General features: G+C 61.2%; 23 protein-coding genes. 6 read left to right on the top strand and 17 right to left on the bottom strand.

Annotated features, from left to right (window positions below; all coding sequences use genetic code 11):
* Positions 1-193: 193 nt before the first annotated feature.
* Positions 194-1,513 carry an MFS transporter gene (locus BLU63_RS32110; protein WP_083377191.1) on the top strand — a complete coding sequence of 440 codons (1,320 nt, stop codon included), beginning with the start codon at positions 194-196 and terminating at the stop codon, positions 1,511-1,513.
* Between the two features lie 164 nt (positions 1,514-1,677).
* Here BLU63_RS32110 and BLU63_RS32105 read toward each other — a convergent pair whose 3' ends face one another.
* On the bottom strand, positions 1,678-2,988 hold the full coding sequence (locus tag BLU63_RS32105; RefSeq protein WP_083377190.1) for a type VI secretion system Vgr family protein: 1,311 nt from the start codon (positions 2,986-2,988) through the stop codon (positions 1,678-1,680).
* Between the two features lie 232 nt (positions 2,989-3,220).
* Between BLU63_RS32105 and BLU63_RS32100 the strand changes: the two genes are divergently transcribed.
* On the top strand, positions 3,221-3,928 hold the full coding sequence (locus BLU63_RS32100; RefSeq protein ID WP_010458744.1) for a YebC/PmpR family DNA-binding transcriptional regulator: 708 nt from the start codon (positions 3,221-3,223) through the stop codon (positions 3,926-3,928).
* A 137-nt stretch (positions 3,929-4,065) separates the two neighbouring features.
* On the opposite strand, the gene BLU63_RS32095 is transcribed toward BLU63_RS32100, so the two are convergent.
* From BLU63_RS32095 to BLU63_RS32060, 8 genes are all read right to left on the bottom strand, one after another.
* Positions 4,066-5,382, bottom strand: coding sequence for a leucine-rich repeat-containing protein kinase family protein (locus BLU63_RS32095; RefSeq protein ID WP_083377189.1), 1,317 nt, complete (start codon positions 5,380-5,382; stop codon positions 4,066-4,068).
* Between the two features lie 224 nt (positions 5,383-5,606).
* Positions 5,607-6,653 carry an ABC transporter substrate-binding protein gene (locus tag BLU63_RS32090; RefSeq protein WP_010458748.1) on the bottom strand — a complete coding sequence of 349 codons (1,047 nt, stop codon included), beginning with the start codon at positions 6,651-6,653 and terminating at the stop codon, positions 5,607-5,609.
* Positions 6,654-6,671: 18 nt separating this feature from the next.
* Entirely contained in the window at positions 6,672-7,787 is a 1,116-nt protein-coding gene (locus BLU63_RS32085) for an NAD(P)/FAD-dependent oxidoreductase (protein WP_083377188.1), read from the bottom strand.
* The gene (locus BLU63_RS32080) at positions 7,784-9,139 is read right to left on the bottom strand and encodes an FAD/NAD(P)-dependent oxidoreductase (protein WP_083377187.1); all 1,356 of its coding nucleotides are present in this window, start codon (positions 9,137-9,139) and stop codon (positions 7,784-7,786) included. Before BLU63_RS32080 ends, BLU63_RS32085 begins: the two co-directional genes overlap by 4 nt.
* 154 nt (positions 9,140-9,293) lie before the next feature.
* Complete coding sequence (locus BLU63_RS32075) at positions 9,294-9,584, bottom strand: (2Fe-2S)-binding protein (protein ID WP_083377186.1); 291 nt, start codon at positions 9,582-9,584, stop codon at positions 9,294-9,296.
* A 7-nt stretch (positions 9,585-9,591) separates the two neighbouring features.
* A complete protein-coding gene (locus BLU63_RS32070) occupies positions 9,592-10,386 on the bottom strand; it encodes an ABC transporter permease (RefSeq protein ID WP_077749753.1) in 795 nt (264 codons plus the stop codon).
* A 6-nt stretch (positions 10,387-10,392) separates the two neighbouring features.
* Positions 10,393-11,262: an ABC transporter permease gene (locus BLU63_RS32065; RefSeq protein WP_083377185.1), complete on the bottom strand. Its 870-nt coding sequence runs from the start codon at positions 11,260-11,262 to the stop codon at positions 10,393-10,395.
* A complete protein-coding gene (locus tag BLU63_RS32060) occupies positions 11,259-12,278 on the bottom strand; it encodes an ABC transporter ATP-binding protein (protein ID WP_010458760.1) in 1,020 nt (339 codons plus the stop codon). The genes BLU63_RS32065 and BLU63_RS32060 overlap by 4 nt, the downstream gene beginning before the upstream one ends.
* A 244-nt stretch (positions 12,279-12,522) precedes the next feature.
* On the opposite strand from BLU63_RS32060, the gene BLU63_RS32055 reads away from it, so the two are divergent.
* A complete protein-coding gene (locus BLU63_RS32055) occupies positions 12,523-13,359 on the top strand; it encodes an IclR family transcriptional regulator (RefSeq protein ID WP_083377184.1) in 837 nt (278 codons plus the stop codon).
* 65 nt (positions 13,360-13,424) lie between these two features.
* Here the strand turns inward: BLU63_RS32055 and BLU63_RS32050 are convergent, their stop codons facing one another.
* Together BLU63_RS32050 and BLU63_RS32045 are read right to left on the bottom strand one after the other, a co-directional pair.
* A complete protein-coding gene (locus BLU63_RS32050) occupies positions 13,425-14,177 on the bottom strand; it encodes an anti-sigma factor family protein (protein ID WP_010458764.1) in 753 nt (250 codons plus the stop codon).
* Complete coding sequence (locus tag BLU63_RS32045; RefSeq protein WP_010458766.1) at positions 14,174-14,680, bottom strand: RNA polymerase sigma factor; 507 nt, start codon at positions 14,678-14,680, stop codon at positions 14,174-14,176. Before BLU63_RS32045 ends, BLU63_RS32050 begins: the two co-directional genes overlap by 4 nt.
* Positions 14,681-14,838: 158 nt before the next feature.
* Here BLU63_RS32045 and BLU63_RS32040 point away from each other — a divergent pair, with 158 nt between their 5' ends.
* Both BLU63_RS32040 and BLU63_RS32035 read left to right on the top strand, forming a co-directional pair.
* A complete protein-coding gene (locus tag BLU63_RS32040; RefSeq protein ID WP_083377183.1) occupies positions 14,839-15,930 on the top strand; it encodes a catalase family peroxidase in 1,092 nt (363 codons plus the stop codon).
* Entirely contained in the window at positions 15,927-16,472 is a 546-nt protein-coding gene (locus BLU63_RS32035; protein WP_010458769.1) for a cytochrome b, read from the top strand. Before BLU63_RS32040 ends, BLU63_RS32035 begins: the two co-directional genes overlap by 4 nt.
* Before the next feature lie 43 nt (positions 16,473-16,515).
* Here the strand turns inward: BLU63_RS32035 and BLU63_RS32030 are convergent, their stop codons facing one another.
* Complete coding sequence (locus BLU63_RS32030; protein WP_083377182.1) at positions 16,516-17,667, bottom strand: M14 family metallopeptidase; 1,152 nt, start codon at positions 17,665-17,667, stop codon at positions 16,516-16,518.
* Positions 17,668-18,150: 483 nt separating this feature from the next.
* Complete coding sequence (locus BLU63_RS32025) at positions 18,151-18,489, bottom strand: DUF6124 family protein (RefSeq protein ID WP_010458773.1); 339 nt, start codon at positions 18,487-18,489, stop codon at positions 18,151-18,153.
* 129 nt (positions 18,490-18,618) lie between these two features.
* Between BLU63_RS32025 and BLU63_RS32020 the strand changes: the two genes are divergently transcribed.
* Positions 18,619-19,266, top strand: coding sequence for a LexA family protein (locus BLU63_RS32020; protein ID WP_010458775.1), 648 nt, complete (start codon positions 18,619-18,621; stop codon positions 19,264-19,266).
* Between the two features lie 39 nt (positions 19,267-19,305).
* On the opposite strand, the gene BLU63_RS32015 is transcribed toward BLU63_RS32020, so the two are convergent.
* From BLU63_RS32015 to BLU63_RS32000, 4 genes are all read right to left on the bottom strand, one after another.
* Positions 19,306-21,261, bottom strand: a complete 1,956-nt coding sequence (locus tag BLU63_RS32015) for an acetyl/propionyl/methylcrotonyl-CoA carboxylase subunit alpha (protein WP_010458777.1) — start codon at positions 21,259-21,261, stop codon at positions 19,306-19,308.
* Positions 21,261-22,076, bottom strand: a complete 816-nt coding sequence (locus BLU63_RS32010; RefSeq protein ID WP_010458779.1) for a gamma-carboxygeranoyl-CoA hydratase — start codon at positions 22,074-22,076, stop codon at positions 21,261-21,263. Before BLU63_RS32010 ends, BLU63_RS32015 begins: the two co-directional genes overlap by 1 nt.
* A gap of 125 nt (positions 22,077-22,201) precedes the next feature.
* Positions 22,202-23,806 (bottom strand): carboxyl transferase domain-containing protein, encoded by a 1,605-nt coding sequence (locus BLU63_RS32005; RefSeq protein ID WP_010458780.1) that lies wholly within the window; start codon positions 23,804-23,806, stop codon positions 22,202-22,204.
* Positions 23,807-23,911: 105 nt separating this feature from the next.
* Positions 23,912-25,075, bottom strand: a complete 1,164-nt coding sequence (locus tag BLU63_RS32000) for an isovaleryl-CoA dehydrogenase (RefSeq protein WP_077749759.1) — start codon at positions 25,073-25,075, stop codon at positions 23,912-23,914.
* Between the last annotated feature and the right edge of the window lie 277 nt (positions 25,076-25,352).

The following is a 25,352-nucleotide window of genomic DNA, read 5'->3' as shown; positions in this document are numbered from 1 at the left end:
TTATCGAACTGAGCCCCGGTGACTGATCAGTCGAACAGCGTCGGTGGCCATGAGCCTGCGCGTGCAGTTACAGGCCTCATCTGACCGGTATCGCCTCAGGGAAGCAGCGGTATCGAAGTGCTCAACAATAAAAAAACAGGCGTTATTTCTCAATTTCTGCCGGCACACTCACACCCTGAGGTCAGAAATCACAATGAACAACTCCATCGGCACCATCAAGCGGTGGCGCGTGCAGATCTTCGCGATCACCTGGCTCGCCTACGCCGCTTTCTACTTCACCCGCAAAGCCTTTTCCGTGGCCAAACTGGGGATCGCCGAAGACCCCACCTTCATGCTCGACAAAATGGCCATGGCCAACCTCGACGCCCTCTACCTGACCGCCTACGCCTTCGGTCAATTCACTTGGGGCATCCTCGCCGACCGCTTTGGCCCTCGGGTCGTGGTGCTTGGCGGATTGCTCATTTCCGCGGCGGCCGCCCTGGTGATGGGCAGTTTCGCGACGTTACCGATCTTTGCCACCTGCATGCTGATTCAAGGCCTGGCGCAGTCCACCGGATGGTCGGGGCTGTGCAAGAACATGGGCAGTTTTTTCCCTGCCCGGCAGCGCGGAAGGGTGCTGGGGCTGTGGAGTTCCTGCTACGCCTTTGGCGGTCTGGTGGCCTCACCGTTTGCCGGCTGGTGGGCGTATACGCTCATCGGCAGCTGGCACGCGGCGTTCATTTCCAGTGCGGCGGTGGTTGGGCTGGTCGCCGTGCTGTTTTTTATTTTCCAACGCAATAAACCGCAAGACGTCGGCTTGCCCGCAGTGGAGCCGGAACTGACAACGAAAGAGGCCTGCGCGCAAAGCAAGACCAGCGTGCTTGAACCGTTAAAGGAAATCCTGCGCAACCGCACGGTGCTGGTATTGGGCCTGGCGTATTTCCTTTTGAAACCGGCGCGCTACGCGATTCTGCTCTGGGGGCCGGTGATCGTCTTCGAGCAGATGCCCTCGGTGGGCAAAGTGGGCGCGGCAATCATTCCTACCGCGTTTGAACTGGCCGGGCTGCTGGGGCCGATCCTGCTCGGGCTGGCCTCGGACAAACTGTTCGGCGCCCGGCGCATGCCGGCCTGCGTGATCAGTCTGTTGGCATTGACCGTTTCCCTGGCGCTCTTCATGGGCGCTCTGCACACCGGCAGCGTGCTGTGGGTGGTGGCGCTGCTGTTTGTCATGGGCCTGACCTTGTACGGGCCGGATTCGATGATCAGCGGGGCGGCAGCGATTGATTTCGGCACCGCCAAGGCGGGCGCCACGGCCGCCGGGTTCGTCAACGGTTGCGGCTCGGTCGGGGCAATTCTCGGCGGATTGCTGCCGGGTTACTTCGACTCGGTCACCGTGTTCATCGTCTTCGCCGGCTGCGCATTGTTCTCCGCCCTGGTGCTGATCCCCCACTGGAACAGCCGTCCGACTGGCCTGCGTGTCGAAAGCGCTTCCGTGCCTAACCAGGCGATGACCGTAAAACCCCTGCGTACCTGAGGAAAAACCGATGAGTCCTTTCTGGCTGAAACAGGCGCTGGAGGCCTGGTCCTGCGTGCCGTAAAAACATACAGGAACCTGCAGGAGCGAAGCTTGCTCGCGAAAGCGCTGTGGATGTGCGCCTGACCAGGTTCGCGGCGGCTGGCAAGGCTGACAAGGGCTGATCAGTCCCGACGGTTGACCAGCCAATCGAGCAACAGAAGGCCATCGCTGCGTGGCTGGCGAGTGGGTCGAGGCGCTGGCGGGTTGCTCGCCGCCGCACACAACACAGGACGATCCGGGTCGCTGTCGAGAAAACTGATGAGCACGTCAGTGCCGGCGAGCGGCAGCCTGGACGGATCGATCCGACCGTCCGGCGCGGCGAGGGCCACGGGTAGCCAGAGGCCGGTGGATTCCTTGTCGTCGGCTTGCGCGGTGGGCCACAATCGGACCTCAATCCGCCCTTCAGCATCCAGCACCGCGGGTTGCCCGACAGCGCCCAGCACTCGCGCCTTCTGATAGCCCGGAATGCTCGGTCTGGCCTGTGTGAGCGCTGGCCGGAACACCGTGGACCACGGAATCGCGCTGAACTGATTGCTGTAACGCCGGAGCTTGTCGGCGGTGTCCTCGGCGAGAATCGACGGCTGTCGGCCCTGATGCCGGATCTCGGTCAGCAGCCATTGATCGTTGAAGTTCGCGATGGGATGTTCCGACACTTGCACGATGCATCCGCCGCGCAAATCACTGTGATTGCTCTGCCCCTGAATCTGCCGATGCCGGCAGCGCAGCCGTTCCAGTGATCGACGGCTCGATTGCTCGCGCTGGAGCTGTTGCGGTGCGGGCGAGGCATGGCGCTGGAACAACTCAGTGATCACCGGCACGCTGGCGGGGTCGGCCGTCTCGCCGTGAAAGGGCATCAGCAGCGGTTCCTGGGGAAAGCTCAGGCTGTCATCCGCCAACACCAGCACATGGCCGTCGTGCTGATGTTCGAAGTGATAGTGGATGCCTTCTTCTTCGCAGAGCCGTTGCAGGAACGCCAGGTCGGTCTCATCAAACTGAATGCAGAACGGTCGCACCGCATAGCGTCCGTTGGGCAGTTCAAAACGGAAGCTGTCTTCGGCGATCGCGTTTTCGGTGAGCAACTGGCGCAGGATGGCGGGCGCGTCGAGTTGATGAAAAACCCGACGGCAAGGGTGTCGGTCCAGTTGCTGCAACCAAGGCACCAGCACCAGATGGTAGCCGATTCGGTGCGGGCCACGGTGCTCGCGACTGGCGCTGTGCAAGATGCCGTGAATGCCGCTGTCACCCCTCAGGCTCAGGAACGCCGGTTGCTGCAGCAACTGCTCGAGGTTCATGGCGGGTGCCAGGCCGATTACTTCGATCTCGAAACGATAGGGCTGGTTGAGACTTTCTCGGCCACTGAACTGCAACACCTGCAGAGTCAATCCACTGTCCAGGAGGGTCAGGGTGTAGGGACTTTCCTTGTCGTTGTGCATCGAACGCGCTTCTGCCATGGAATATGGGCGCAGAGGGTACGAAACCACGGACCTTTATGGTCACCGCAAGTGAACATTTCAGAATCGCCCTACAACCGCCGGTGAAGAAGTCGATTGGTCATGCCGGTGAGCCGGGGTGGATTTTTTGGTCGATTGCCAACTTTAGGCCGTATAAACTTGCGCAAAGCGTCGGCCAATAGATGTCTCGGCGCCACAGATAAGAGAGTGAGTAATGGGCGCACAGTGGAAGGTTAAACACAAAGAAGCGGCATCTAACGCCAAGGGCAAGATCTTCGGCAAACTGGTGAAAGAAATCACTATTGCTGCCCGCAACGGTGCCGATACCGCCACCAACGCACACCTGCGTCTGGTGGTCGAGCAGGCGAAAAAAGCCTCGATGCCCAAGGAAACCCTGGATCGTGCGATCAAGAAAGGCGCGGGTCTGTTGGGCGAAACCGTGCAATACCATCGTGTGACGTATGAAGGTTTCGCTCCGCATCAGGTGCCGCTGATCGTTGAATGCGTCACCGACAACATCAACCGCACCGTCGCGGAAATCCGGGTGGCTTTCCGCAAGGGCCAGTTGGGCGCTTCCGGTTCGGTATCGTGGGACTTCAACCATGTGGGCATGATCGAAGCGTCTCCGGACAGCCCTGACGCCGATCCGGAAATGGCTGCGATTGAAGCCGGAGCCCAGGATTTCGAGCCAGGAGACGAAGAGGGCACGACCCTGTTCCTGACCGACCCTGCGGACCTGGACGCCGTTCAGAAAGCGCTGCCTGAGCAAGGTTTTACCGTGTTGTCGGCCAAGTTGGGGTATCAGCCAAAAAACCCGGTAAGCGGTTTGAGCGATGAGCAGATGGCTGAAGTCGAGGCGTTCCTGGAAGGCCTCGATAACCATGATGATGTGCAGGATATGTTTGTGGGTTTGGCGGGTTAAGCCGAACCGGTTGTAATTCTATTTGTGGCGAGGGAGCTTGCTCCCGCTCGGGTGCGTAGCAGCCGTCGTTTTTGGGACGGCTGCGCCGTCCAGCGGGAGCAAGCTCCCTCGCCACAGGTTTTGTACTTGCCTTTAGCTCAGTTGAACGCGGCTAACGCCTGTCCTATCTCACTGAACCCCGGCCGCGCCAGCACCTGCGGCTGGCAGCAGCGCTGCTGTAACGCCTCCAGCTGCAAACGCCTTTCATCACTCAACCCAGAGTCGATCCGCTCCAGCAATTCCCCCAGCAAAACCCCGAATGCCCGCACTTCGATCCGTTGCAGCGCACGGCTTTCAAGGCTGTCGCACGTCGCATGGAAAGACGCCGCGCCAAAGTCCCCCAACAGGCAATTACCGTGCTCGTTGCACAAAATATTGTGGCCATAGAGATCGCCATGGGTGATGCCCTGGTGATGCAAATGCTCGGCCACCGAGGCGATTGCGCGGGCCATGCGCAGTGCTACGTGCGCACTGAAACGGGTGCCATCGGCATAGACGTCACGGGTACAGGACGCCAGGCTCGGCAGCCCGGCCAGGTTGCGATAACTCGGATCAATCAGTTGCATCACCAGCCCTGCCTGCTCTTCGGGATGCCCGACGATTCGGCCTTCGACCCGGATCAGATTGGGGTGAAGACCGGCGGTAATGCAGGCGTTCATTTCGTGCAGCGGTGAACCGTCGCTGGTCATTTCGCCTTTGTAGAGTTTGACCGCAACCTGGGTGGCCGGTTGACCCGGTTGCTCCCACGCCGCCCGATGAATCACTCCCGAAGCACCTTCGCCCAGCTGTTGCTCCAGGCGCAGCTCGGACCACGCAATACTCGCCGTGGCATCGAGGGCTGCGGCATCGGCTTCGGTTTCCAGCGGGTTACCGGCATAGGCCAGCCAGGTCAGGCTTGGCAGGGTCAGCAGCCACTCGGGCAGCTCAGTCAGTTGGTTGGCGGCGATGCGGATCAGTTCGAGTCGATGGCATTGGCTCAGGCTTTCGGGCAGGCGCTGCAAGCGATTGCCGGCAAGCATGAGTTTTTGCAGGTGTGGGCGCTGGCCCAACTCGGCGGGCAATTCACTGAGGCGGTTATCGGTCAGGATCAACCAACGCAGCAATGGCGGCAGCGCAGCGGCGGGCACCGTCTCGATGGCATTGGCCTTGAAGCCGATCATCGTCAATGCGGTGCATTGGCCGAGGCACGCGGGCAGTTCGGTGAACAGGTTGTCCGAGCAAAACAGCACGCGCAAGCGGGTCAGGCGGTGCAGATCATCTGGCAGCCGGCTCAAGGCGTTGCCGCTGAGGTTGAGCACTTCGAGCGAGTCCGCCAGGTCGAAGATTTCTCGCGGAAATTCAGTCAGGCCGCAGGCCAGGTCCAGGCGGGTGATACCTGTCAGTTGACCGGCGCGCAGTTGGGCAAGGGTATCCATGGGCGGGTTCGCTATTGATCGAGGGGAGGGCGCGGGGGCTTGGAAATGGGCGACATGATAGCGGTAAAGGTGTGCAGCCGGTGCTGCAACACACAATTTACGGCGGCCCGACTTTCACCAACCGTGTGCAACAAACCTTCCGACGGATAATGGGCGCTCGCCCTCAGCAGAATGCCCCGTTGGGCTGCTTCGCAGTCCAACGGGGTGATGCGGCGTGTCAGTCACTACCGCTCGATACTGCGATTCCACCGTGCATTCCACGCCGGGCGCTGTTCATTGACCTGATCCCAGTCAACGGCAATCGCGGTGGTCAGATACTGTTTCATCGCCTCGACCTGACCCCGGGTTTTGTCGGTGGTCGGCGTATTCGGGTTGGACGGGATCTGGTCGCCATCCTCCAGCGCCGTGGCCTGGGCTTGCGGCGTCAGCAAAAACGCCGCGAGTTTCTGTGCCAGTTCCGGCTGCGTGTTGTTGGCGATGGCGCACTCGGCCACGTTGAGCACCACGGCGCCTTCCTTGGGCTGCGCGTATTCCACCGGCATGCCTTTGAGTTTCAGCGCAGTGACTTGGGTCGGGGTCAGCGGGAACAGCGCGGCTTCGTCGGTCTGGAGCATTTCGGAAATCTTCGCCGAGCTCGGAATGTATTCCAGCACGTTGCGGCCGACGGTGTTCGGCCAGGCCTTGAAGCCTGGCTCGACGTCGGTTTCGCTGCCGCCCTGAATCCGGTTGAACATCAGGAAGCCATGCAGGCCGAAGGTCGAGGAGGCCATCGACTGGAACACCAGCTTGTCCTTGAAGCGCGGGTCGGCCATGTCCATCCAAGAGGTCGGCGCCGCCCAGCCTTTTTCCTTGAACAGACGCGTGTTGTACGCCAGCCCGGTCACGCCGAGGCTGACCGCCACCGCTTGATCCTTGATGCGACCCTTGGCCGGAATCTGCGCCAGCGGTGCGCTGTCTTCGAGTTTGTCGCACAAGCCCATGGCGATGGCGCGGTACATGATGCCGTCGTCGAGGAACATCACGTGCATCTGCGGGTTGCCTTTGCTGGCCTGGACCTTGGCCAGGATATCGGCGGAAGTCCCCGGTACGATCACCACTTTGACGTTGTTGGCTTTCTCGAACGCCGGCAGCACCTTGTCGGCGTAGAGCCGCTCCATGGTCCCGCCGTTCATGCCGAGATAAAGCGTGGGTTCGGCCTGTGCCTGGGTGACCGTGAGCAGGGCAGTCAGACAGGAGAAACCGAGGAGTGCAGTGCGTTTGACGTTATTCATTGGCGCGACCTTCCTCTATCAAGCAACGGAGATGGAGTGAAACCGGGTGATGGAAAACGCATCCAGTGGCGTCTTGGAGGCGCCACTGCAGATGATCTCGGTGAGCGCCTGGCCCACCGCAGGACCGATCTGGAAACCCGCACCGGCAAAGCCGAAGGCGTGCAACAGACCGGGTTGAGTGCTGCTATGACCGATCACCGGTTGGCGATCAGGCAAGTAGCCTTCGGTACCGCTCCAGGTGCGAATCGCCTGGGCGCCTTGAAGAAACGGGTAGAGTTCGACGGCCTGGCGCAGGATCTCGATCACGGCGTGTTGGCCGGGGCGTGCGCGCGCGTCATCGAGGGCAAAACCCTGGCCGCCACCGAGCACGCAATTGCCACGTGCCACCTGACGCGCATAGATGCCGCCACCCTCGACGCCGGTGCTGGCATTCATCACCCATGGCAACGGCTCGGTGACCAGCATCGCCGGGTGGCCGGCGTGCATCGGCACCGCTTCGCCGAATTGTTCAGCCAGGCGTCCGGCCCAGGCCCCGGCGCAGTTCAGCAGCCAGGGCGCGTGCAATTCGAGGCCGGTTTGCGTGCGGACGCGAAAGCGCTGACCGTCGTGTTCTACCGCTGTGACGGCGCATTGTTCATGGACTTGCGCGCCGTGCCGACGGGCCGTTTGAGCAAAGGCGGGGGACACCAGGCGCGGGTTGGCGTGGCCGTCGTCCGGGCAAAACGATGCGCCGACCGCGACGTCGCCGACCCACGGAAACCGCGCGCGCAATTGATGGCGGTCGAGCAGCTGCAAATCGAGGCCGAAGCCCTGGCTGCTGACGGCATAGTGCTGCAAGGCGTTCAGGTCGTTGAGGCTGCGGGCCAGTTTCAAGTGACCGCTGCGTTGATATTCGCCGTCGATGCCGATCAGTTGCGGCAACTGTCCCCAGAGCTCGTGAGCCCGTTGCGACAGCGGCAATTGCGACAGTGGGCGCCCCTGACGCCGAACACCGCCGTAGTTCACGCCGCTGGAATGCGAGCCGCAAAAGTCGCGCTCCAGCAGTGCAACGCGCCGGCCGGCCTTGCTCAGGAACAGCGCGGCCGAGGCCCCGACAATGCCGCCGCCAATGATCACTGCATCGACTTCGATCATGCCTCGACCTCCAGGCCAAACGGCAGTGGTTTGATCGGCGCCTGCGCCCGCAAGCGACCGATGTCCGAGACCGGGCGCCGGCTTTCGCAGGCGATGATTTCCGCCGCTGCGGCGCCGCACATGCGCCCCTGACAACGGCCCATGCCAATGCGGCAATGCGCCTTGACCCGATTGATTTCCCAGTGACCTTCGCGCACCACCTGGCGGATGTCGCCGGCCAGCACTTCTTCGCAACGGCAGACCATCACCTCATCGGCGGTTTCGCTGGCCCAGTGCTCGGGGAAGGCGAAGGCGCGCTCCAGTCCGTTGCGGAATTCGCCGATGCGCTGCAGGGCGCGTTCAAGGTGGTCGGGATGTTTTGGCGGAATCAGGTAACCGATGTCTTCGAGCAACGCCAGCGCCGCCCGTTCGCCCGCCATTTCAGCGGCGTCGGCGCCCATGATGCCGGCGCCATCACCGGCCAGATAAACCTCGGCGACACTGCTGCGACCGGCGGGGTCACGTTGCGGTAGCCAGGCGCGGTTGAGTGGGTTCCAGGCGAATTCACAGCCGAGCAAATCGGCGAGTTGGGTTTCACTTCGCAGGCCGTGGGCGAAAGCAACGGCGTCGCAATCGAGCAGATGTTCGCCTTTGGCGTTGGACCAATCCACTGATTGCACGCGCTGTTCGCCATTGATGCGTTTGAGGGTTGCGCCCTGATGCACCGGGATGCCGTGGGCGGTCAGCCAGCTGCGGTAATAAATGCCTTTGGCGAGTGTGGCCGGTTGCGACAGCAGGCCGGGCAGGGCGCGGGCCTGAGCGCTGAAGGGTGAGCTGTCGAGCACCGCGAGCACTTTCGCACCGGCCTTGGCGTATTGATACGCCACCAGGTACAGCAATGGGCCGCTGCCAGCGAACACCACCCGCTCACCGATGGCGCAGCCCTGAAACTTGAGCGCGATCTGCGCTGCGCCAAGGCTGTAGACACCCGGTAGCGTCCAGCCTGACACCGGCAGAATCCGGTCGGTGGCCCCCGTGGCGACGATCACTCGGGAGAATTCCAGTCGTGAGGCTCGGCCCTCATGCACCGTGTCCAGCGCACCGTCTTCGGCGTTCCACACCAGCGTCTCGGGGCGGTAGTCGAGTTGCCCGCGTAGCGTGTCGATCGTTTGATGCAAGGCACTGGCCTTGCGCGCTTCAAAGCCGTACAGCTTGACCGCCGAGCGCTTGAAATTCTCCGGCTGACGTCGATAAATCTGCCCGCCACCGCGCGCCGCTTCGTCCAGCAGCACCGGACGAACACCATGCGCCACCAACGTCTGCGCCGCACGAATCCCGGCCGGGCCTGCACCAATGATGACCACAGCCTTCATACCCACCTCATCCATGAGCACTGCAAATCCCCTGTGGGAGCGAGCCTGCTCGCGATGGTGGCGGCACATTCAACAGATGTGTTGGCGGACAAACCGCTTTCGCGAGCAGGCTCGCTTCCACAGAGGATTCCGGTTCTGCGGGTAGTCAATGTATTCATAGGGTGCGTCCCGGTTCGCGGCTTATTTGTTGGCCTGCTTCGAGCAGCGTCGAGCAGGCCCGCACGCGGCGGCCGTCGCCCATGCGGACCCAACAGTCCTGACAGGCGCCCATCAGGCAGAAACCGGCGCGGGGTTCGGCGCTGAAGTCGCTGCCGCGCAGGTGTTCGCTGCAAGTCAGCACTGCGGTCAGCAAGGTATCGCCGAGCAGGCCGCTGGCCGGTTCGCCGTCCAGGGTAAATTCCACAGCCGGGCGATCGCCTTCGGCCAGTCGTTTCAGCAGAGCCATGGCGCCCTCATTGTTTACCCACCAGAACCCGATCCAGGCCGTACACCCGATCGAGCAGAATCATGGTCAGCGCGGTCAGGCCGATCACCAATGCCGACACCGCCGCCATCATCGGGTCGATGGACTCGGTGGCGTAGACGTACATGCGCACCGGCAGGGTTTGCGTGGCCGGCGAGGTGACGAAGATCGACAGCGTGACCTCGTCAAAACTGTTGATGAACGCCAGCAGCCAGCCCCCGGCAACCCCCGGCAGAATCATCGGCAAGGTGATTTCCCGGAACAGCGTGAAGCGTCCGGCACCCAGCGACTGCGCGGCGTGTTCGGCGCTGCGGTCCAGGCCAATGGCCGACGCCAACACCAGGCGCAGCACATACGGCGTGATCACCAGCACATGGGCGAAGATCAGCCAGGCGAAACTGCCGTTGACGCCCATCAGCGCAAACAGACGCAACAACGCCACGCCCAATACCAGGTGCGGAATGATGATCGGTGACAGAAACAGGCCGTTGAGAAAGTCCCGTCCAGGGAACTCGAAGCGCGTGATCGCCAGCGCCGCCGGCACCGCAATCAGCGTGGCAATACTGGCCGCGCAGAACGCCAGGATCAGGCTGTTGTAGAACGCATCGACAAAGTCGGCACGCTCGAACACCGCACGAAACCATCGCAACGAAAACTCGGTGGTCGGCAGGCTCAGGGTGTTTTCCGGGGTGAAGGCCACGAGGCACACCACCACCAGCGGCGCGAGCATGAACAGCACCACCAGGGCATGGAACAGCAGGGCGAAAGGACCGTTCTTGGACATGACGAGTTATCCCAATGACTTCTTGTAGCGGCCTTCGATCATCCGGTTCCACGACAGCATGATCAGCAGGTTGAGCAACAGCAGCGCGACCGCGATGGCCGCGCCCATCGGCCAGTTGAGCTCCGACAGGTATTGGTCGTAGATCAACGTGGCGACCATCTTCAAGCGACGTCCGCCGAGCAGACCGGGAATGGCGAACGAACTGGCGGCCAGACCAAACACAATCAAGGTGCCCGAGAGCACGCCGGGCATGATTTGCGGCAACACCACCTTGCGCATCACCGTGAAGTGGCTGGCGCCCAGCGACAGCGCGGCCTGCTCGGCGGCGGGGTCGAGTTTTTGCAGCGAGGTCCACACCGGAATGATCATGAACGGCAGCATCACGTGCACCAGCGCAATCACCACCGCGAATGGCGTGTACAGCAACTTCACCGGTGAGCCACCAAAGGCTTGCAGGGTCTGATTGACCAGCCCGTCGGCACCCAGCAGCAGGCTCCAGCCGAAGGCACGTACCACCACCGAAATCAGCAGCGGCGTGAGGATCAGAATCAGGAAAATCGAGCGCCAGGGTGCGCCCATGCGGCTGAGGATGTAGGCCTCGGGTACGCCGATCACTACGCAGAGCAGGGTGGTCAGGGCGCTGATCCACATCGTGCGCAGGAAGATCTCGTAGAAGTACGGATCGCCCAGCAAGCTGCTGTAGTGGTCGAGGGTGAAGGCGTCGCCGTTGATCCCCGAGCTGTAATCGAAGACGTTGAACGACAGCACCAGAGTTAGCAGCAGCGGGATGATCAGCAGGCCGAGGTACAACGCCAGGGCCGGTGCCGACAGCCAATACCCTTGGCGTCCCTGGCGAATGGCAGCAAGCGTACTCATGCCGGCACCTCATCCACGCTCAGTACCCGCAGCAAGGTCGCGTCCCAATCGAGTCCGACTGCTGTGCCTTCGGTCAAGGGTGCCGAGCCGTCGTTGCGGCGCACCACGCTGAGTTCGCCCAAGTTCGTCGAGACGCCGTACAACCATTGGCTGCCAAGGAAGAAACGGCTGACGATCTGGCCTTGCAGCCGACCTTGGCCGTGCTCCCGCAGATCGATTTTTTCCGGGCGCAGACTCAGGGTCAGTTCACCGCCCCTTTGCACCTGGACCACGCCCGCGCCATCACGCTCGCCGGGCAGCAAATTGGCTTTGCCGACGAACCCGGAAATGAACTCGGTGCGTGGGTGTTCATAAAGGGTGTAGGGCGCGTCGATCTGGGTGATGCGCCCGGCCTGCATCACCACCACGCGGTCGCTGATGGACAGCGCTTCGGACTGATCGTGGGTGACCATCAACGTGGTGATCCCGACTTCACGCTGGATGCGGCGGATCTCGAACTGCATCTCTTCGCGCAGGTTGGCGTCGAGGTTGGACAGCGGTTCATCGAGCAGCAGCACGGGAGGTTCGATCACCAGCGCCCGGGCCAGCGCGACACGCTGACGCTGGCCACCGGAGAGTTCCCGTGGGTAACGCTCGGCGTGCTGATTCAGGCGCACTAGTTTCAACACCCGATCCACTCGTTGCTGCAACTCGGCGCCTGGCACTTTGCGCATCCGCAGGCCGAAGGCGACGTTGTCTTTGACAGTCATGTGCGGGAACAGCGCGTAACTCTGGAACACCACGCCCAAGCCACGGCTGGCGGGTTTGGCGTGGGTGATGTCGCGACCGTCGAGCAGGATGCGTCCGCTGCTGACTTCGACGAAGCCGGCGATCATTTGCAGGGTGGTGGTTTTGCCGCAGCCGGAGGGGCCGAGCAGGGACACGAACTCGCCTTTCTCGACCGAGAGGTTGGTGGCGACGACGGCGTCGATCTCGCCGTAACGTTTGCCGAGTCCTTCAAGTTGCACAAAAGCCATGACTGCGCTCCACCTGAGATTGTTATGCGTCGCCCGAAGGCGCGCTTTTTTGTATGGGCAGATACGAAAAGATGTTGCGGGGTGCGTTGGCGCTCGACTTCAGTCGGCTGCCGCTGTTGTTCGAATCGCCCCTGTCTGGACGCAGAGTAGGACGAAGAATAGGATGGGCTCAATGGCCTATTTCACTGAAGCGATGACTATTTTCAGTTTCATTCGGTGAGTAAATTTGTTGTCGAGTAATTACATGCCTGATTCCACTGAGCGGAATGAAAACAAAAATGAAGTCGGTGTCGGGGCTGTGTCCAGACTGTTTGCCGTGTTGCGCAGTCTGGGTGACGCCGTCGAGGGCGGGGAGCGTGTGACCCAACTGGCCCAGCGTATCGGCCTGTCGCAACCGACCACGCACCGTTTGTTGCGCAGCCTGATGGACGAAGGCATGGTCGAACAGGACGCTCGCAGCAAACGCTATCGCTTGAGCCTGGATTTTTTTGCGTTGGCGGCGCGGGCCGGCAACACCGGGAATCTGCGCGAACTGGTGCGACCGTCGTTGCTGCGACTGTCGGCTTCGTTGGGGGATTCGTTGTTTTTACTGGCGCGCAGCGGGTTTGATGCAATCTGCCTGGACCGCAGTGAAGGACCGTTCCCGATCCGGACCTTTACCGGTGATATCGGCGGGCGGGTGGCGCTGGGCGTCGGCCAGGGCAGTCTGGCGATTCTGGCGTTTCTGCCGGAAGAAGAGCGCGATACGGTGATCCATTACAACTTGCCGCGGCTCAAGGATTTTCACCTGTACGACGAGGTGTTCCTGCGTTCGGAAGTCGAGAACGTGCGCGCGCTGGGTTACGCCGGGCGCAACACTGGCGTACTGCAAGGCATGGCCGGCGTGGCGGTGCCGATTCTCGATCGGGAAGGACGGGCCGTGGCGGCGTTGAGCGTGGCCACGGTGAGTGATCGCCTGGGGCCGGATCGTTTGCCGACGGTGGTGGAGATGCTCAAGCGCGAAGCGGCGCTGATCGGGCCGCGGATCAATCCGTTTGATCCGCTGCTGCGTAGGCCTTCGCAGGTGTTCGGGCAGGGCTGAGCGCATTCTCCAAATAACCGCCGCTCCCCCTTTAGGAGTGAGCCTGCAGGGGAATGCGGTGGTGGTCAGAATTGGGTGGTTTGCTTGAGCCTCTGCGCCGCTGGCGTATCGCTCGGGCTGACCATCGCATAGTTGTAGCCGGCGCCGGACCAATACTCGGCCTGCAACTCGCCATCGCTGCGACTGCCCCGAGGCAGCAGGTTGTTTTTCGGTCCTGGTGGTCGCACGTAGAAGCTGATCTTGTGACCGCCCTGGTCTTCGTAAACCACCATCGCTGCCGGCCCTTGCTCGGTGCTGAGCAAGCGACCACTGACCGGCTTGTACCCCGAATCCGTCAGGTCCGGCAGTCGATTGGCGCGGGTGAAATAACGGTCGAGCCAGGCCTGCATGTCACCGTCGTCGCTGACCTTGAAGTCGGCCGGCAGAATGCCTTGCTGGGCGATCAAGCGGTACGCCTGCAGGGCATCGGTCATCGGCGGTTGCGCGCTGACCAGTGTCATTTCCCGCGCCTGCCAGCCGCTCAGTCCACCGACGCTGACGGCGATCAAGAGCACCGCGGCGCTGGCCAGATGACGGCGGGACTGGCGTTTGATCCGCTGGCGAATCAGCGCCGGGTCGAGGTCCGGGTTGGCCGTATGGTGCAACGCGCCGCTCATGGCCGCGCGCAGGTGCTGGGCGTCCTGCTGCCAGGCGCGCACTTGCGCGGCGGTTTGAGGGTTGCTGGCCAGGTAAGTCTCGACCAGGCGTCGGTCGGCGTCATTGAGTTGATGATCGACGTAGGCGTGCAGGTCGCGTTCGCTCGGGGGCATGCTGATCATTTGAGTATCCGCAGAGAAGGGCTGGTGATTTCGCCGTCGCTGAGTTGGCGCAGGGCCTGACGGGCGCGGGACAGGCGGGACATCACGGTGCCGGTGGGGACGTCGAGAATCTCGGCGACCTCTTTATAACTCAAACCTTCCACCGACACCCAGAGCAGCAGCGCGCGCTGTTCGGTGGTGAGTTGGTCGAAGGCTTGCAGAGTCGATTGGGCGAGCACGGTACGTTCTACCGACGGTTGCGCATCGTCACGACCGGTAAAGAATTCGAGCATCCGCGCATAACGCCGGGAGCGCCGGTGGGCGTCGAGAAACTGCCGATAAAGGATCGAAAACAACCACGCGCGCAAGTCGCCCTCTGGGCGTTTGTCGCCCCAGCTCGACAGGGCGCGCTCCAGGCTCGACTGCACCAGATCGTCGGCGCTGCTGGGATTGCGGGTCAGCGACACGGCAAATCGCCGCAACCTGGGAATGATTTCTCTGAGTTGTTCGTCGATATCGTTCATGAAGTTCTGACTAGTCACTACGCTGTGGACTAGGAAGACGCCCGGCATTGGAGGTTATTCCACGTCCGGAAAAATAAATACCGGGCGATGGAATAAAGCGCTGTGGCGTACGTCTGCTTGGTTCTTCTCACTTGTGGCCGATGGCCCTGGAGTCATTCATGGTAGATCGTTCATCACCGCCCACCCGGCCACCGCTGAGTGCTGCAAGCCTGACGTTACGCCTGGGCGGCATTGCCGTGGTAGTCGCGGCGCTGGCCGGTGCTTTTGCCTACGTCAACGGCACGCTCGACCCACACCGCCTGACGCCGAAAAAGCTGATCAATGTGCTGGAAACCAACAACGGTGTGCACCCCGGATTTCGCCGTAACCACTCAAAAGGGGTGTGCGTGATCGGGCATTTCGAAAGCAGTGGCGAGGCGCGCAGCTATTCCAGCGCCCAGGTCTTCAACGAGGCGCAGACCCCTGTGGTCGGGCGTTTCGCGTTGCCCGCCGGCAATCCCTATGCACCTGACAGCAGCGTCCCGATCCGCAGCATGGCGCTACGTTTTACCCAGGCCAACGGCCAGCAATGGCGCACCGGGATGAACAGCATGCCGGTGTTCCCGGTGGGTACGCCTGAAGCGTTCTATCAATTGCAGCAAGCGCAATCGCCGGATCCGGCCACCGGCAAGCCCAATCCTGCGGCGGTTCCGGCGTTCTTTGGCGCTCACCCGGAAGCCGCGCCATTCCTGGCCTGGATCAAGACGGCCAAGCCGTCGGCCAGCTATGCGACGGAGACGTACAACAGCGTTAACGCGTTTTACCTGGTGAACGCGGCCGGCCAGCGCCAAGCGGTGCGCTGGAGCATGACGCCGATAGCGCAGGATGCTGCGGGTGCCACGGCGCCTGAAGGGGCTGACTTTCTTGAAAAAGACCTGGTTCAGCGTTTATCCGCCGGGCCGCTGCGTTGGCAGTTGAACATCACCCTGGCTAACCCCGGTGATCCGGTCAACGACGCCAGCAAGGCCTGGCCTGACGGTCGCAAAGTGGTGAATGCCGGCACCTTGGTGCTGGAACGCACCCAGCCGCAACTCGATGGCGAATGCCGCGACATCAACTATGACCCGCTCGTATTGCCGGCCGGTATCGAAGGCTCCGACGACCCATTGCTCGCCGCTCGCTCGGCGGGGTACGCCAGTTCCTATCTGCGCCGCACCAGTGAAGTCAAACAGTTGCCTGCCGCCAACGCTAAACAGGAGGCTCATCAATGAGTGCTCAACCGAATCATTTCGCGCCGTTGGCGCGGCTGCTGCATTGGCTGATGGCGCTGATGGTCATTGCAATGCTGTTTATCGGCGCAGGCATGGTGGCCTCGGTGTCCGAGCGGCATGAGTGGCTGATCCATCTGCACAAACCGTTGGGGATTGCGATTCTGCTGCTGGTGATCGTGCGCCTGGTCGTTCGTTTTTCCACTCGTCAACCACCGTTGCCGGCGGATTTGCCCGGATGGCAGGCACTGGCGGCGAAGGCTTCGCATGTCTTGTTGTACGCACTGATGTTCATTTTGCCGCTGCTGGGCTGGGCGATGATTTCAGCGGCCGGGGATCCGGTGATGCTCAGCAATTCGTTCCAGTTGCCGTCGATCCTGCCCGCCAATGCGCAGATGTTTGCGTTTTTGCGCAAGGCTCACGGGTATCTGGCGTACTTGCTGTTTCTGACCGTGTTGCTGCATCTGGCGGCAGCGTTGTTTCACGGTTGGGTGCGGCGTGATGATGTGCTGGACAGCATGTTGCGCGGGAAGGATCGCGGCTGAAGGCATCATGGCTGCATGCCGGGCATGCAGCCATTGAGGGCGATCAGCGCAGGGTATCGATCATATCGGCAACGGTCGTCAGCACGTCCTTGCCCAACTGCTTGGAGCGCTTGCCCGACCAGCCGGTCAAGGCGTTCGGCGCATCGTTGTTGTCCTTGAAGGGCATCTCCAGGGTCAGCGACAGGCAGTCGAATTTCTGACCGACACTGTTACAGGCCAGCGTCATGTTGGCTTTGCCCGGTTCGTCGCGGGTATAGCCGTGCTTGGTCTGGAAGTCCTTGGTCAGGTGTTTCAGATGGCTGCGGAAATGCTCTTCGAGTTTTTCGATCCGCGGCGTGTAGCCCGGGTTGCCTTCGCAACCGGCGGTGAATACGTAGGGGATTTCTTCATCGCCATGGATGTCGAGGAACAAGTCGACGCCGTACTTTTCCATCTGCTGCTGAACGAACAGCACTTCCGGGCTGATGTCCTGGCTGGCGCTCTGCCAGGCGCGATTGAGGTCCTGGCCCATGGCGTTGGTGCGCAAGTGACCGTGGAAGGCGCCGTCCGGGTTCATGTTCGGCACCAGGTACAGGTCGGCGCTGGTCAGCAGTTTGTTCAGTACCGGGTCGTCGTGCTTTTCCAGGCGTTCGATCACGCCTTCCATGAACCATTCGGCCATGTGTTCGCCGGGGTGTTGCTGGGCAATCATCCAGATTTTGCGCTGACCTTCGGCGCCGCTGCCTTTACGCAGTAACTGGATGTCACGACCTTCCACGCTTTTGCCGGTGGCGAGCAGTTCGGTGCCAGCCTTGGTCAGCGCCTGTTCGATCAACCAGTCGTGACGGCCACGGCTGTAGGGTTCGAAGTAGGCAAACCAGGCGTGGGTGGCCGTCGCTTCGAGGCTGAAGCGCAGGCAATCGCCTTCGAAGATGGTCGGTACGCGGAACCAGTTGACGTGGTCGTAGGACGCCACCGCCTGATAACCGTCCCAAGCCTTGTTGTACGAGGATTTGCTGGCATTGTTCAGACGAAACCAGTGCTCCTGACCGACATGCAGACCGCTGGCCTTGAAATGAAACCACTGGAAATGCTGGCTGCGGGTGTCCGGTTTGATGGCCAGCAGGGCTTGAAGTGGATTGCTGATGTCCAGCACTTCAATGTTGCCGCTGTCGAAATTTGCGCTGATGTCGAATGAGGATTTAGCCACGGTCATAGTCGATTCCTGAATATGATTTTTATGGCTGCTACTTTACACGCTGGGAAGGGAAAAACCGGGGGAAATTGCGGGGTAAAAGGGGGGCGTCTTCCTTGACGCAGACGCAGCTTAGAGACTGTGTGATTGATTCTCAAGCGCTATTTTTCATTAGTTTGGGCCAATGATGCCGGGCTTCTCTTGCCAATGGATATTCTTTTGATATCATCCGCGCCAATCGAATTCGCAACACCTGAAGACTTCATTAGCCTGAAGCCAAAGCCAGAATAACTGGCAAAAAAAGACCCGGCAAAAAGCCGGGTCAAAAACCGTGATTAGCCTGATGAGGAGATAGTCCAGGAGACCGACCTAAGGTCTCTTGGTCCATCGACTGATCTCGCGATCAGCTGCATGCAATAATAATCATTCTCGTTTGCAAGTCAAATGATTTTATCTGCTCGATTGGAAAATTCTTTCCCGTCTTTCCTCAAAAGTGCGTCCGGCTCAAACGCGCTGACCCTGTAAAGAACGATCAATCATCGCCTTGGCCATATCGATCATATGCACCGTCGAAAAGGCCAGGTCCCGACTTGCGCCGTGCAAGTTGCTGGCCGACTCGTAGGCGGTCGCTGCGGCACAGCGCAACAGATCCGACGCATGCACCAGCGCTTCTTCACCGCTGACCGCAGGGTTCACATCAAAAAATCGCTCCTCGACCACCGCTTCTGACACAGTTGGTTTCAAGTAATAGTCCAAGGCTTTTTGCGCGGCGGCGTTGCCTTTGGGCGAGGTGAGGGTAGTGTCCATTTGCATATCCGACAGGTCATTGCGGGGTAACGTCATGGCGATGGCAAGCTCCGTGATAGATTCAGATCCGTGAACCAATCCTAGTACTAACTGTATTTGTGACGAGAATTTAAATACTACAATTTGTGTTTTGTTGCCCGGAGTCCGCCACGTATCGTGCCGCCCATGGATAAATGGATTGAGTTGGTCAAAGCCAAGATGAGTGAGTTGAAAGTCACTCAGGAAGTACTCGCCGATCGCCTCGGGATGTCCCAGGGCGGTGTGGGTCACTGGCTGAATAAGCGCCGTCAGCCGAGCATCGAAGACATGAATCGTGTCTTGCGGGCGCTCGGGATGGATTTTCTGGAAGTGGCGATGGTCATTCGGGAGCCTTTGGTCGTATCGGACGACGAGATGCCCCTGACGCAAAAGTACAACCCGTACTTCCGTTACCCGGTCAGTGACTGGCGCGAGCCTGCGCAGCTGCGTGACGGTGAGCTATCGGTCTACGGCAAGCCGCGTTTCGAACTGACCGATTACCACGCTCAGGGCGCGGCCTTCTGGCTCGAGGTGGTCGGCGACGCGATGACCGCGCCCAGCGGAATCAGCATTGCCGAAGGCATGATGATCCTGGTGGACCCGGCCATTGTGCCGGAACCCGGAAAGCTGGTGATCGCGCAATGGGCGGGCAGTGTTGAAGCGATCTTTCGCAAGCTGATCGAAGAGGGCGGGCAGCGTTACCTGGTCCCGCTCAATCCGACATATCCGAAAGCCCTTTTCACCGAAGAGTGTCGAATCCTCGGGGTGGTGGTTCAGGCAACGGCCAAATTCTAATCAGATCGGTCCTCACAATGCGTAGGACCGATCTTCATTTCACGCTTCTTCCAGTTCGACCAACGCACTGCCTTCGCTGACCATCTCGCCTTCCTGGCAGTACAGCGCCTTGATCACCCCGGCATGGGGCGCGCGAATGCTGTGCTCCATCTTCATCGCTTCCAGCACCACCAGTTGCGCACCGGCCTCAACCGTTTGCCCAGCCTCGACCAGCACGCGCACGATGCTGCCGTTCATGGGCGCGGTGAGCCCACCCTGATGACTGTGACTGGCTTCGACGGCGCTGATCGGGTCGTAAGCCTCGATGCGGCGCAATTCCCCTTCCCACTGCAGATACACAACCTCGCCACGGCGAATGACCCGGTGCTGGCGGCGCACTCCGTTGTGCTCGGTCAGCAGCTGTTCGCCCTTGAGCTGTGCGGTGTGGGCATCAACGTTACCCAGCGTCAGCGCCCGGTCTTGTCCTTCACAACTGAGGTGGAGGGTGATTTCCCTCGGCAGTCCAGCACGAAAACCATTGCCCACAGCCCAAGGCGAGCTCAGGTCATCAGCGCGCGGAGAACCTGGCTGGCTCTGGGCAAACGCCTGAGCAGCGGCTTGCCAGAACTCGTCACTGAGGTCCGCTGGCTCTGGCAACAATTGCTCCTGATAACGCGGAATAAACCCGGTATCAAGTTCTGCCGCAGCGAATGCCGGGTGAGCGATGATCCGGCGCAGGAAGTTGATGTTGGTCTTCAGCCCGCCGATCGCAAACTCATCGAGCATGCTCAACAATCGCAGCCGCGCCTGCTCACGGTCCTCGCCCCAGGCAATCAGCTTGCCGAGCATCGGGTCGTAGAACGGCGAGATCTCGTCGCCTTCTTCCACACCGCTGTCGACCCGACGTCCCGGACCTTCGGCCGATTCGCGATACAACGCCAGGCGCCCGGTGGCCGGCAGGAAATCATGGCTCGGGTCTTCGGCGTACAGCCGCACTTCAATCGCATGGCCGATCAACGGAACCTGCTCTTGAGTCATCGGCAACGCTTCACCGCGCGCCACACGAATCTGCCACGCCACCAGATCGAGGCCGGTGATCGCTTCGGTGACCGGGTGCTCAACCTGCAGACGCGTGTTCATCTCCATGAAGAAAAACTCGCCGCGCGAATCCAGCAAAAACTCCACGGTGCCGGCGCCGACATAGCCGATGGCCTGTGCCGAACGCACGGCAGCTTCGCCCATGGCGCGACGCAGTTCCGGACTCAAGCCGGGAGCGGGCGCTTCTTCGACGACTTTCTGATGGCGACGCTGAATCGAGCAGTCACGTTCATTGAGGTACAGGCAGTTACCGTGCTGATCGGCGAACACCTGGATTTCCACATGACGCGGCTTGAGCAGGTATTTCTCCACCAGCATCCGCGAATCGCCAAACGAGGATTTCGCTTCACGCTGCGCCGAGGCCAGGGCTTCGGCCAGCTGGCTGACGTCCTCAACCACTTTCATGCCTTTGCCGCCGCCACCCGCTGTCGCCTTGAGCAACACCGGATAACCGATGCGTTCGCAGGCATCGCGGAAGGTATCGAAGTCCTGGGCTTCGCCGTGGTAGCCGGGCACCAGGGGCACACCGGCGGTTTCCATCAAGGCTTTGGCGGCCGACTTGCTGCCCATCGCGTCAATGGCCGAGGCGGGCGGGCCGAGGAAGATCAGGCCAGCGTCTTCAATGGCGCGGGCGAAACCGGCGTTCTCGGACAAAAAGCCATAACCGGGGTGAATCGCCTGAGCGCCGCTGGCCTTGGCCGCAGCGATCAATTTATCGATTTGCAGATAGCTGTCAGCGGCTTTGCTGCCGCCGAGGTCGACGCGGATATCCGCTTCGCGGCTGTGCCGGGCGTCGCGGTCAGTGGCGCTGTGCACGGCCACGGTGGTCAGGCCCAACGCCTTGGCGGTGCGCATCACCCGGCAGGCGATTTCGCCACGGTTGGCCACCAGCAGAGAGGTAATCACAGGTGCGCTCATCAACGCGGCTCCTTGGGGGTGGTCGGTGCTTGCCAGCTCGGCGGACGTTTTTGCAGAAAAGCCCGCAGACCTTCCTGGCCTTCGGGGCTGACGCGGATGCGGGCGATGGCATTCTCGGTGTAACGGCGCAGCGCCGGGGTCAGCGCGCCGTTGCCGACTTCACGCAGCAAGTCCTTGCTGACGCGCATGGCGGCCGGGCTGTTGAGCAGCAGGTTGTCGATCCACTTCTCCACGTTCTGCTCCAGCTCAGCGACCGGATAGCTCTCCGACAACAGGCCGATTTCCCGCGCCCGTTGCCCGCCGAAACGTTCAGCCGTCAGGGCATAACGGCGTGCTGCGCGCTCGCCGATGGCTTGCACCACGAACGGGCTGATCACCGCCGGCGCCAGGCCGATGCGCACTTCTGACAGACAGAACTGCGCGTCATCGGTGCCAATCGCCATGTCGCAGCAACTGATCAGGCCCAGCGCGCCGCCGTAGGCCGCGCCTTGCACCACGGCCAGGGTCGGGATTTTCAGCTTGGCGAGGTTGTACATCAATTCCGCCAGTTCCCGGGCGTCGTCGAGGTTGGTGTGGTAATCGAGCTCGGCCGATTGCTGCATCCAGGCCAGGTCGGCACCGGCGCTGAAATGCTTGCCGCGGCCGCGCACCAGCAGAAACCGCAGGCTGGCATCGGTTGATACTTTGTCCAGTGCGAGGATCAGTTCGCGGATCATCTCGGCGTTGAACGCGTTGTTCTTTTCTTCACGGCTGAGCCACAGGGTCGCGAAACCTCGCGGATCGGTCAGCAGTTCGAGGGTGTTGAAGTCGCTCATGTTTGTCCGTCTCCACAACTCTATTCTGTGGGAGCGAGGCTTGCCCGCGAAGGTGGTTTGTCAGTCACATCGATGCTGGATGTGCCAATGCCTTCGCGGGAAAACCTCGCCCCTACAGGGTCGGATCACATCCGGAACACGCCGAAGCGGCTCGGTTCGATTGGCGCGTTCAGCGACGCGGACAAGGCCAGGGCCAGCACGTCGCGGGTCTGCGCCGGGTCGATGACGCCGTCGTCCCACAGCCGTGCGCTGGAGTAATAAGGGTGGCCCTGTTCTTCGTATTGATCGAGGATTGGTTGCTTGATCTCGGCTTCCTGCTCGGCGCTGAAACCCTGGCCACTGCGCTCGGCCTGCTCGCGCTTGACCTGCACCAATACGCCAGCCGCTTGCTCGGCCCCCATCACGCCGATGCGCGCGTTCGGCCACATCCACAGGAAGCGCGGATCGTAGGCGCGTCCGCACATGCCGTAGTTACCGGCGCCAAAACTGCCGCCGATGATCACGGTGAATTTCGGCACCTTGGCACACGCCACGGCGGTCACCAGTTTTGCGCCGTGCTTGGCGATGCCGCCGGCCTCGTATTTCTGGCCGACCATGAAGCCGGTGATGTTTTGCAGGAACAGTAAAGGAATGCCGCGCTGGCAAGCCAGTTCGATAAAGTGCGCGCCTTTTTGCGCGGCTTCGGCGAACAGGATGCCGTTGTTAGCGAGGATCGCGATAGGGTAACCGTGCAGATGCGCGAAGCCGCACACCAGCGTGGTCCCGAACAGCGCCTTGAATTCGTCGAACACCGAACCGTCGACCAGCCGCGAGATCACCTCGCGCACATCGAACGGTTGCTTGGCGTCGGCCGACACCACGCCGTACAGCTCATCGCTGGCGTAGAGCGGGGCGATGGGTGTGCGCTGCTGCAGTTCGCCGAGCTTGCGCCAGTTGAGGTTGGCGACGCTGCGCCGCGCAATGGCCAGCGCGTGTTCATCGCTCTCGGCGTAGTGGTCGGCGACACCGGAAATCTTGCAATGCACATCAGCCCCGCCGAGGTCTTCAGCGCTGACCACTTCGCCGGTCGCGGCTTTCACCAACGGCGGACCGGCGAGGAAAATGGTGGCCTGCTGGCGCACCATGATCGCTTCGTCAGCCATCGCTGGCACATAAGCACCACCCGCCGTGCAGGAGCCCATGACCACGGCAATTTGCGGGATGCCCATGGCGCTCATGTTGGCCTGGTTGAAGAAGATCCGTCCGAAGTGCTCGCGGTCTGGAAACACTTCATCCTGACGGGGCAGGTTGGCGCCGCCCGAATCCACCAGATAGATGCACGGCAGGCGATTCTGCTGGGCGATGGTCTGGGCACGCAGGTGTTTTTTCACCGTCAGCGGGTAATACGAGCCACCTTTCACTGTGGCGTCGTTGGCGACGATCATGCACTCGACGCCTTCGACACGGCCGATCCCGGCAATCACGCCCGCCGCCGGAACGTCTTCGCCGTAGACCGCGTAGGCCGCCAGTTGGCTGATCTCTAAAAACGGTGAGCCCGGATCGAGCAGGCGATTGATCCGTTCACGCGGCAGCAATTTGCCCCGCGAGGTGTGACGTTCTTGCGCCTTCGGACCGCCACCTTGCTGCACTTGGGCGAGCAGGGTGTGCAGGGCGTCGACCTGTTTGAGCATCGCCGCGCTGTTGGCCGCGAACTCCGCCGAACGGGGGTTGAGCTGGGTATGCAGAATCATGGGGCTACTCCGTAGCAGCTTCGAGTTGCAAGCGACAAGCTACAAGTTGAAGCAAGAGCACGGTCCTCTTGCAGCTTGAAACTTGCCGCCTGCCGCTGACGAAATTTATTTCGTTTCGTTGAACAGTTCGCGACCGATCAGCATGCGACGGATCTCACTGGTGCCAGCGCCGATTTCGTACAGCTTGGCGTCACGCAGCAGACGACCGGCCGGGAATTCGTTGATGTAGCCGTTGCCGCCAAGAATCTGGATCGCGTCGAGGGCCATTTGCGTGGCGCGTTCGGCGCTGTAGAGGATCACGCCGGCGGCGTCCTTGCGGGTGGTTTCGCCACGCTCGCAGGCTTGGGCCACGGCATACAGATAAGCGCGGCTGGCATTGAGTTGGGTGTACATGTCGGCGACTTTGCCCTGGATCAGCTGGAACTCACCGATGCTTTGGCCGAACTGCTTGCGGTCGTGGATGTAGGGAACGATCAGGTCCATGCAGGCCTGCATGATCCCGGTCGGGCCGCCGGACAGCACGACGCGTTCGTAGTCGAGGCCGCTCATCAGCACTTTCACGCCGCCGTTGAGCACGCCGAGGATGTTTTCTTCCGGCACTTCGACGTCATCGAAGAACAGCTCGCAGGTGTTGGAACCGCGCATGCCGAGCTTGTCGAATTTATTGCTGCGGCTGAAGCCTTTCGAATCACGTTCGACGATGAACGCGGTAATGCCGTGGGGGCCTTTTTCCAGGTCGGTCTTGGCGTAGATCACGTAGGTGTTGGCGTCGGGGCCGTTGGTGATCCAGGTCTTGCTGCCGTTGAGCACGTAGTGATCGCCACGCTTGTCGGCACGCAGCTTCATCGACACCACGTCGGAACCGGCATTCGGTTCGCTCATGGCCAAGGCGCCAATGTGTTCGCCGCTGATCAGCTTCGGCAGGTACTTGGTTTTCTGTTCGTGATTGCCGTTGCGGTTGATCTGGTTGACGCAGAGGTTGGAGTGCGCGCCGTAGGACAAGGCGACTGACGCCGAGCCGCGACTGATTTCTTCCATCGCGACCACGTGGGCCAGGTAGCCCAGGCCAGCACCGCCATATTCTTCCGCGACGGTAATGCCCAGCAGGCCCATGTCGCCGAATTTGCGCCACAGGTCAGCCGGGAACAGGTTGTCGATGTCGATCTGAGCGGCGCGCGGGGCGATCTCTTTGGCGACGAAGGACTGAACCTGATCGCGCAGCATGTCGATGGTTTCACCGAGGGCAAAGTTCAGGGATGGGTAGCTCATGGGTCACCTTTTGGCTTTTTTGTCGGTTGGTGAGGCCGTCAATTGGCTCTCACCTTTACGTTAACGTAAGCCTGTGACGAATGGCTGTCAATCACCCTTTACGTTAACGTCAACTTGAGCGACAGTAGGGCCAGTTCAAGATCGAACAGCGGCAAATCCTGTAGGAGCGAAGCGTGCTCGCGAAAGCGTCAGATCAGTCGACATCAGTGTTGAATGTACTGGCTTCTTCGCGAGCACACTTCGCTCCTGCAGGTTGGGTCGCCCACCCGCAAATAAA

Source organism: Pseudomonas mandelii, from assembly GCF_900106065.1.
GTDB lineage: Bacteria > Pseudomonadota > Gammaproteobacteria > Pseudomonadales > Pseudomonadaceae > Aquipseudomonas > Aquipseudomonas mandelii.
The sequence above is the reverse complement of the archived record's forward strand: the minus strand, read 5'-3'. Positions and strand labels throughout refer to the sequence as shown.

Coding starts and splice junctions, on each gene's coding strand:
- BLU63_RS32035 (WP_010458769.1), top strand. CDS start 15,927: ATGAGTGCTCAACCGAATCATTTCGCGCCGTTGGCGCGGCTGCTGCAT.
- BLU63_RS32075 (WP_083377186.1), bottom strand. CDS start 9,584: ATGGCTCTGCTGAAACGACTGGCCGAAGGCGATCGCCCGGCTGTGGAA.
- BLU63_RS32020 (WP_010458775.1), top strand. CDS start 18,619: ATGGATAAATGGATTGAGTTGGTCAAAGCCAAGATGAGTGAGTTGAAA.
- BLU63_RS32085 (WP_083377188.1), bottom strand. CDS start 7,787: ATGATCGAAGTCGATGCAGTGATCATTGGCGGCGGCATTGTCGGGGCC.
- BLU63_RS32005 (WP_010458780.1), bottom strand. CDS start 23,806: ATGATTCTGCATACCCAGCTCAACCCCCGTTCGGCGGAGTTCGCGGCC.
- BLU63_RS32015 (WP_010458777.1), bottom strand. CDS start 21,261: ATGAGCGCACCTGTGATTACCTCTCTGCTGGTGGCCAACCGTGGCGAA.
- BLU63_RS32025 (WP_010458773.1), bottom strand. CDS start 18,489: ATGACGTTACCCCGCAATGACCTGTCGGATATGCAAATGGACACTACC.
- BLU63_RS32105 (WP_083377190.1), bottom strand. CDS start 2,988: ATGCACAACGACAAGGAAAGTCCCTACACCCTGACCCTCCTGGACAGT.
- BLU63_RS32090 (WP_010458748.1), bottom strand. CDS start 6,653: ATGAATAACGTCAAACGCACTGCACTCCTCGGTTTCTCCTGTCTGACT.
- BLU63_RS32045 (WP_010458766.1), bottom strand. CDS start 14,680: ATGAACGATATCGACGAACAACTCAGAGAAATCATTCCCAGGTTGCGG.
- BLU63_RS32095 (WP_083377189.1), bottom strand. CDS start 5,382: ATGGATACCCTTGCCCAACTGCGCGCCGGTCAACTGACAGGTATCACC.
- BLU63_RS32080 (WP_083377187.1), bottom strand. CDS start 9,139: ATGAAGGCTGTGGTCATCATTGGTGCAGGCCCGGCCGGGATTCGTGCG.
- BLU63_RS32110 (WP_083377191.1), top strand. CDS start 194: ATGAACAACTCCATCGGCACCATCAAGCGGTGGCGCGTGCAGATCTTC.
- BLU63_RS32050 (WP_010458764.1), bottom strand. CDS start 14,177: ATGATCAGCATGCCCCCGAGCGAACGCGACCTGCACGCCTACGTCGAT.
- BLU63_RS32100 (WP_010458744.1), top strand. CDS start 3,221: ATGGGCGCACAGTGGAAGGTTAAACACAAAGAAGCGGCATCTAACGCC.
- BLU63_RS32070 (WP_077749753.1), bottom strand. CDS start 10,386: ATGTCCAAGAACGGTCCTTTCGCCCTGCTGTTCCATGCCCTGGTGGTG.
- BLU63_RS32030 (WP_083377182.1), bottom strand. CDS start 17,667: ATGACCGTGGCTAAATCCTCATTCGACATCAGCGCAAATTTCGACAGC.
- BLU63_RS32065 (WP_083377185.1), bottom strand. CDS start 11,262: ATGAGTACGCTTGCTGCCATTCGCCAGGGACGCCAAGGGTATTGGCTG.
- BLU63_RS32055 (WP_083377184.1), top strand. CDS start 12,523: ATGCCTGATTCCACTGAGCGGAATGAAAACAAAAATGAAGTCGGTGTC.
- BLU63_RS32010 (WP_010458779.1), bottom strand. CDS start 22,076: ATGAGCGACTTCAACACCCTCGAACTGCTGACCGATCCGCGAGGTTTC.
- BLU63_RS32000 (WP_077749759.1), bottom strand. CDS start 25,075: ATGAGCTACCCATCCCTGAACTTTGCCCTCGGTGAAACCATCGACATG.
- BLU63_RS32040 (WP_083377183.1), top strand. CDS start 14,839: ATGGTAGATCGTTCATCACCGCCCACCCGGCCACCGCTGAGTGCTGCA.
- BLU63_RS32060 (WP_010458760.1), bottom strand. CDS start 12,278: ATGGCTTTTGTGCAACTTGAAGGACTCGGCAAACGTTACGGCGAGATC.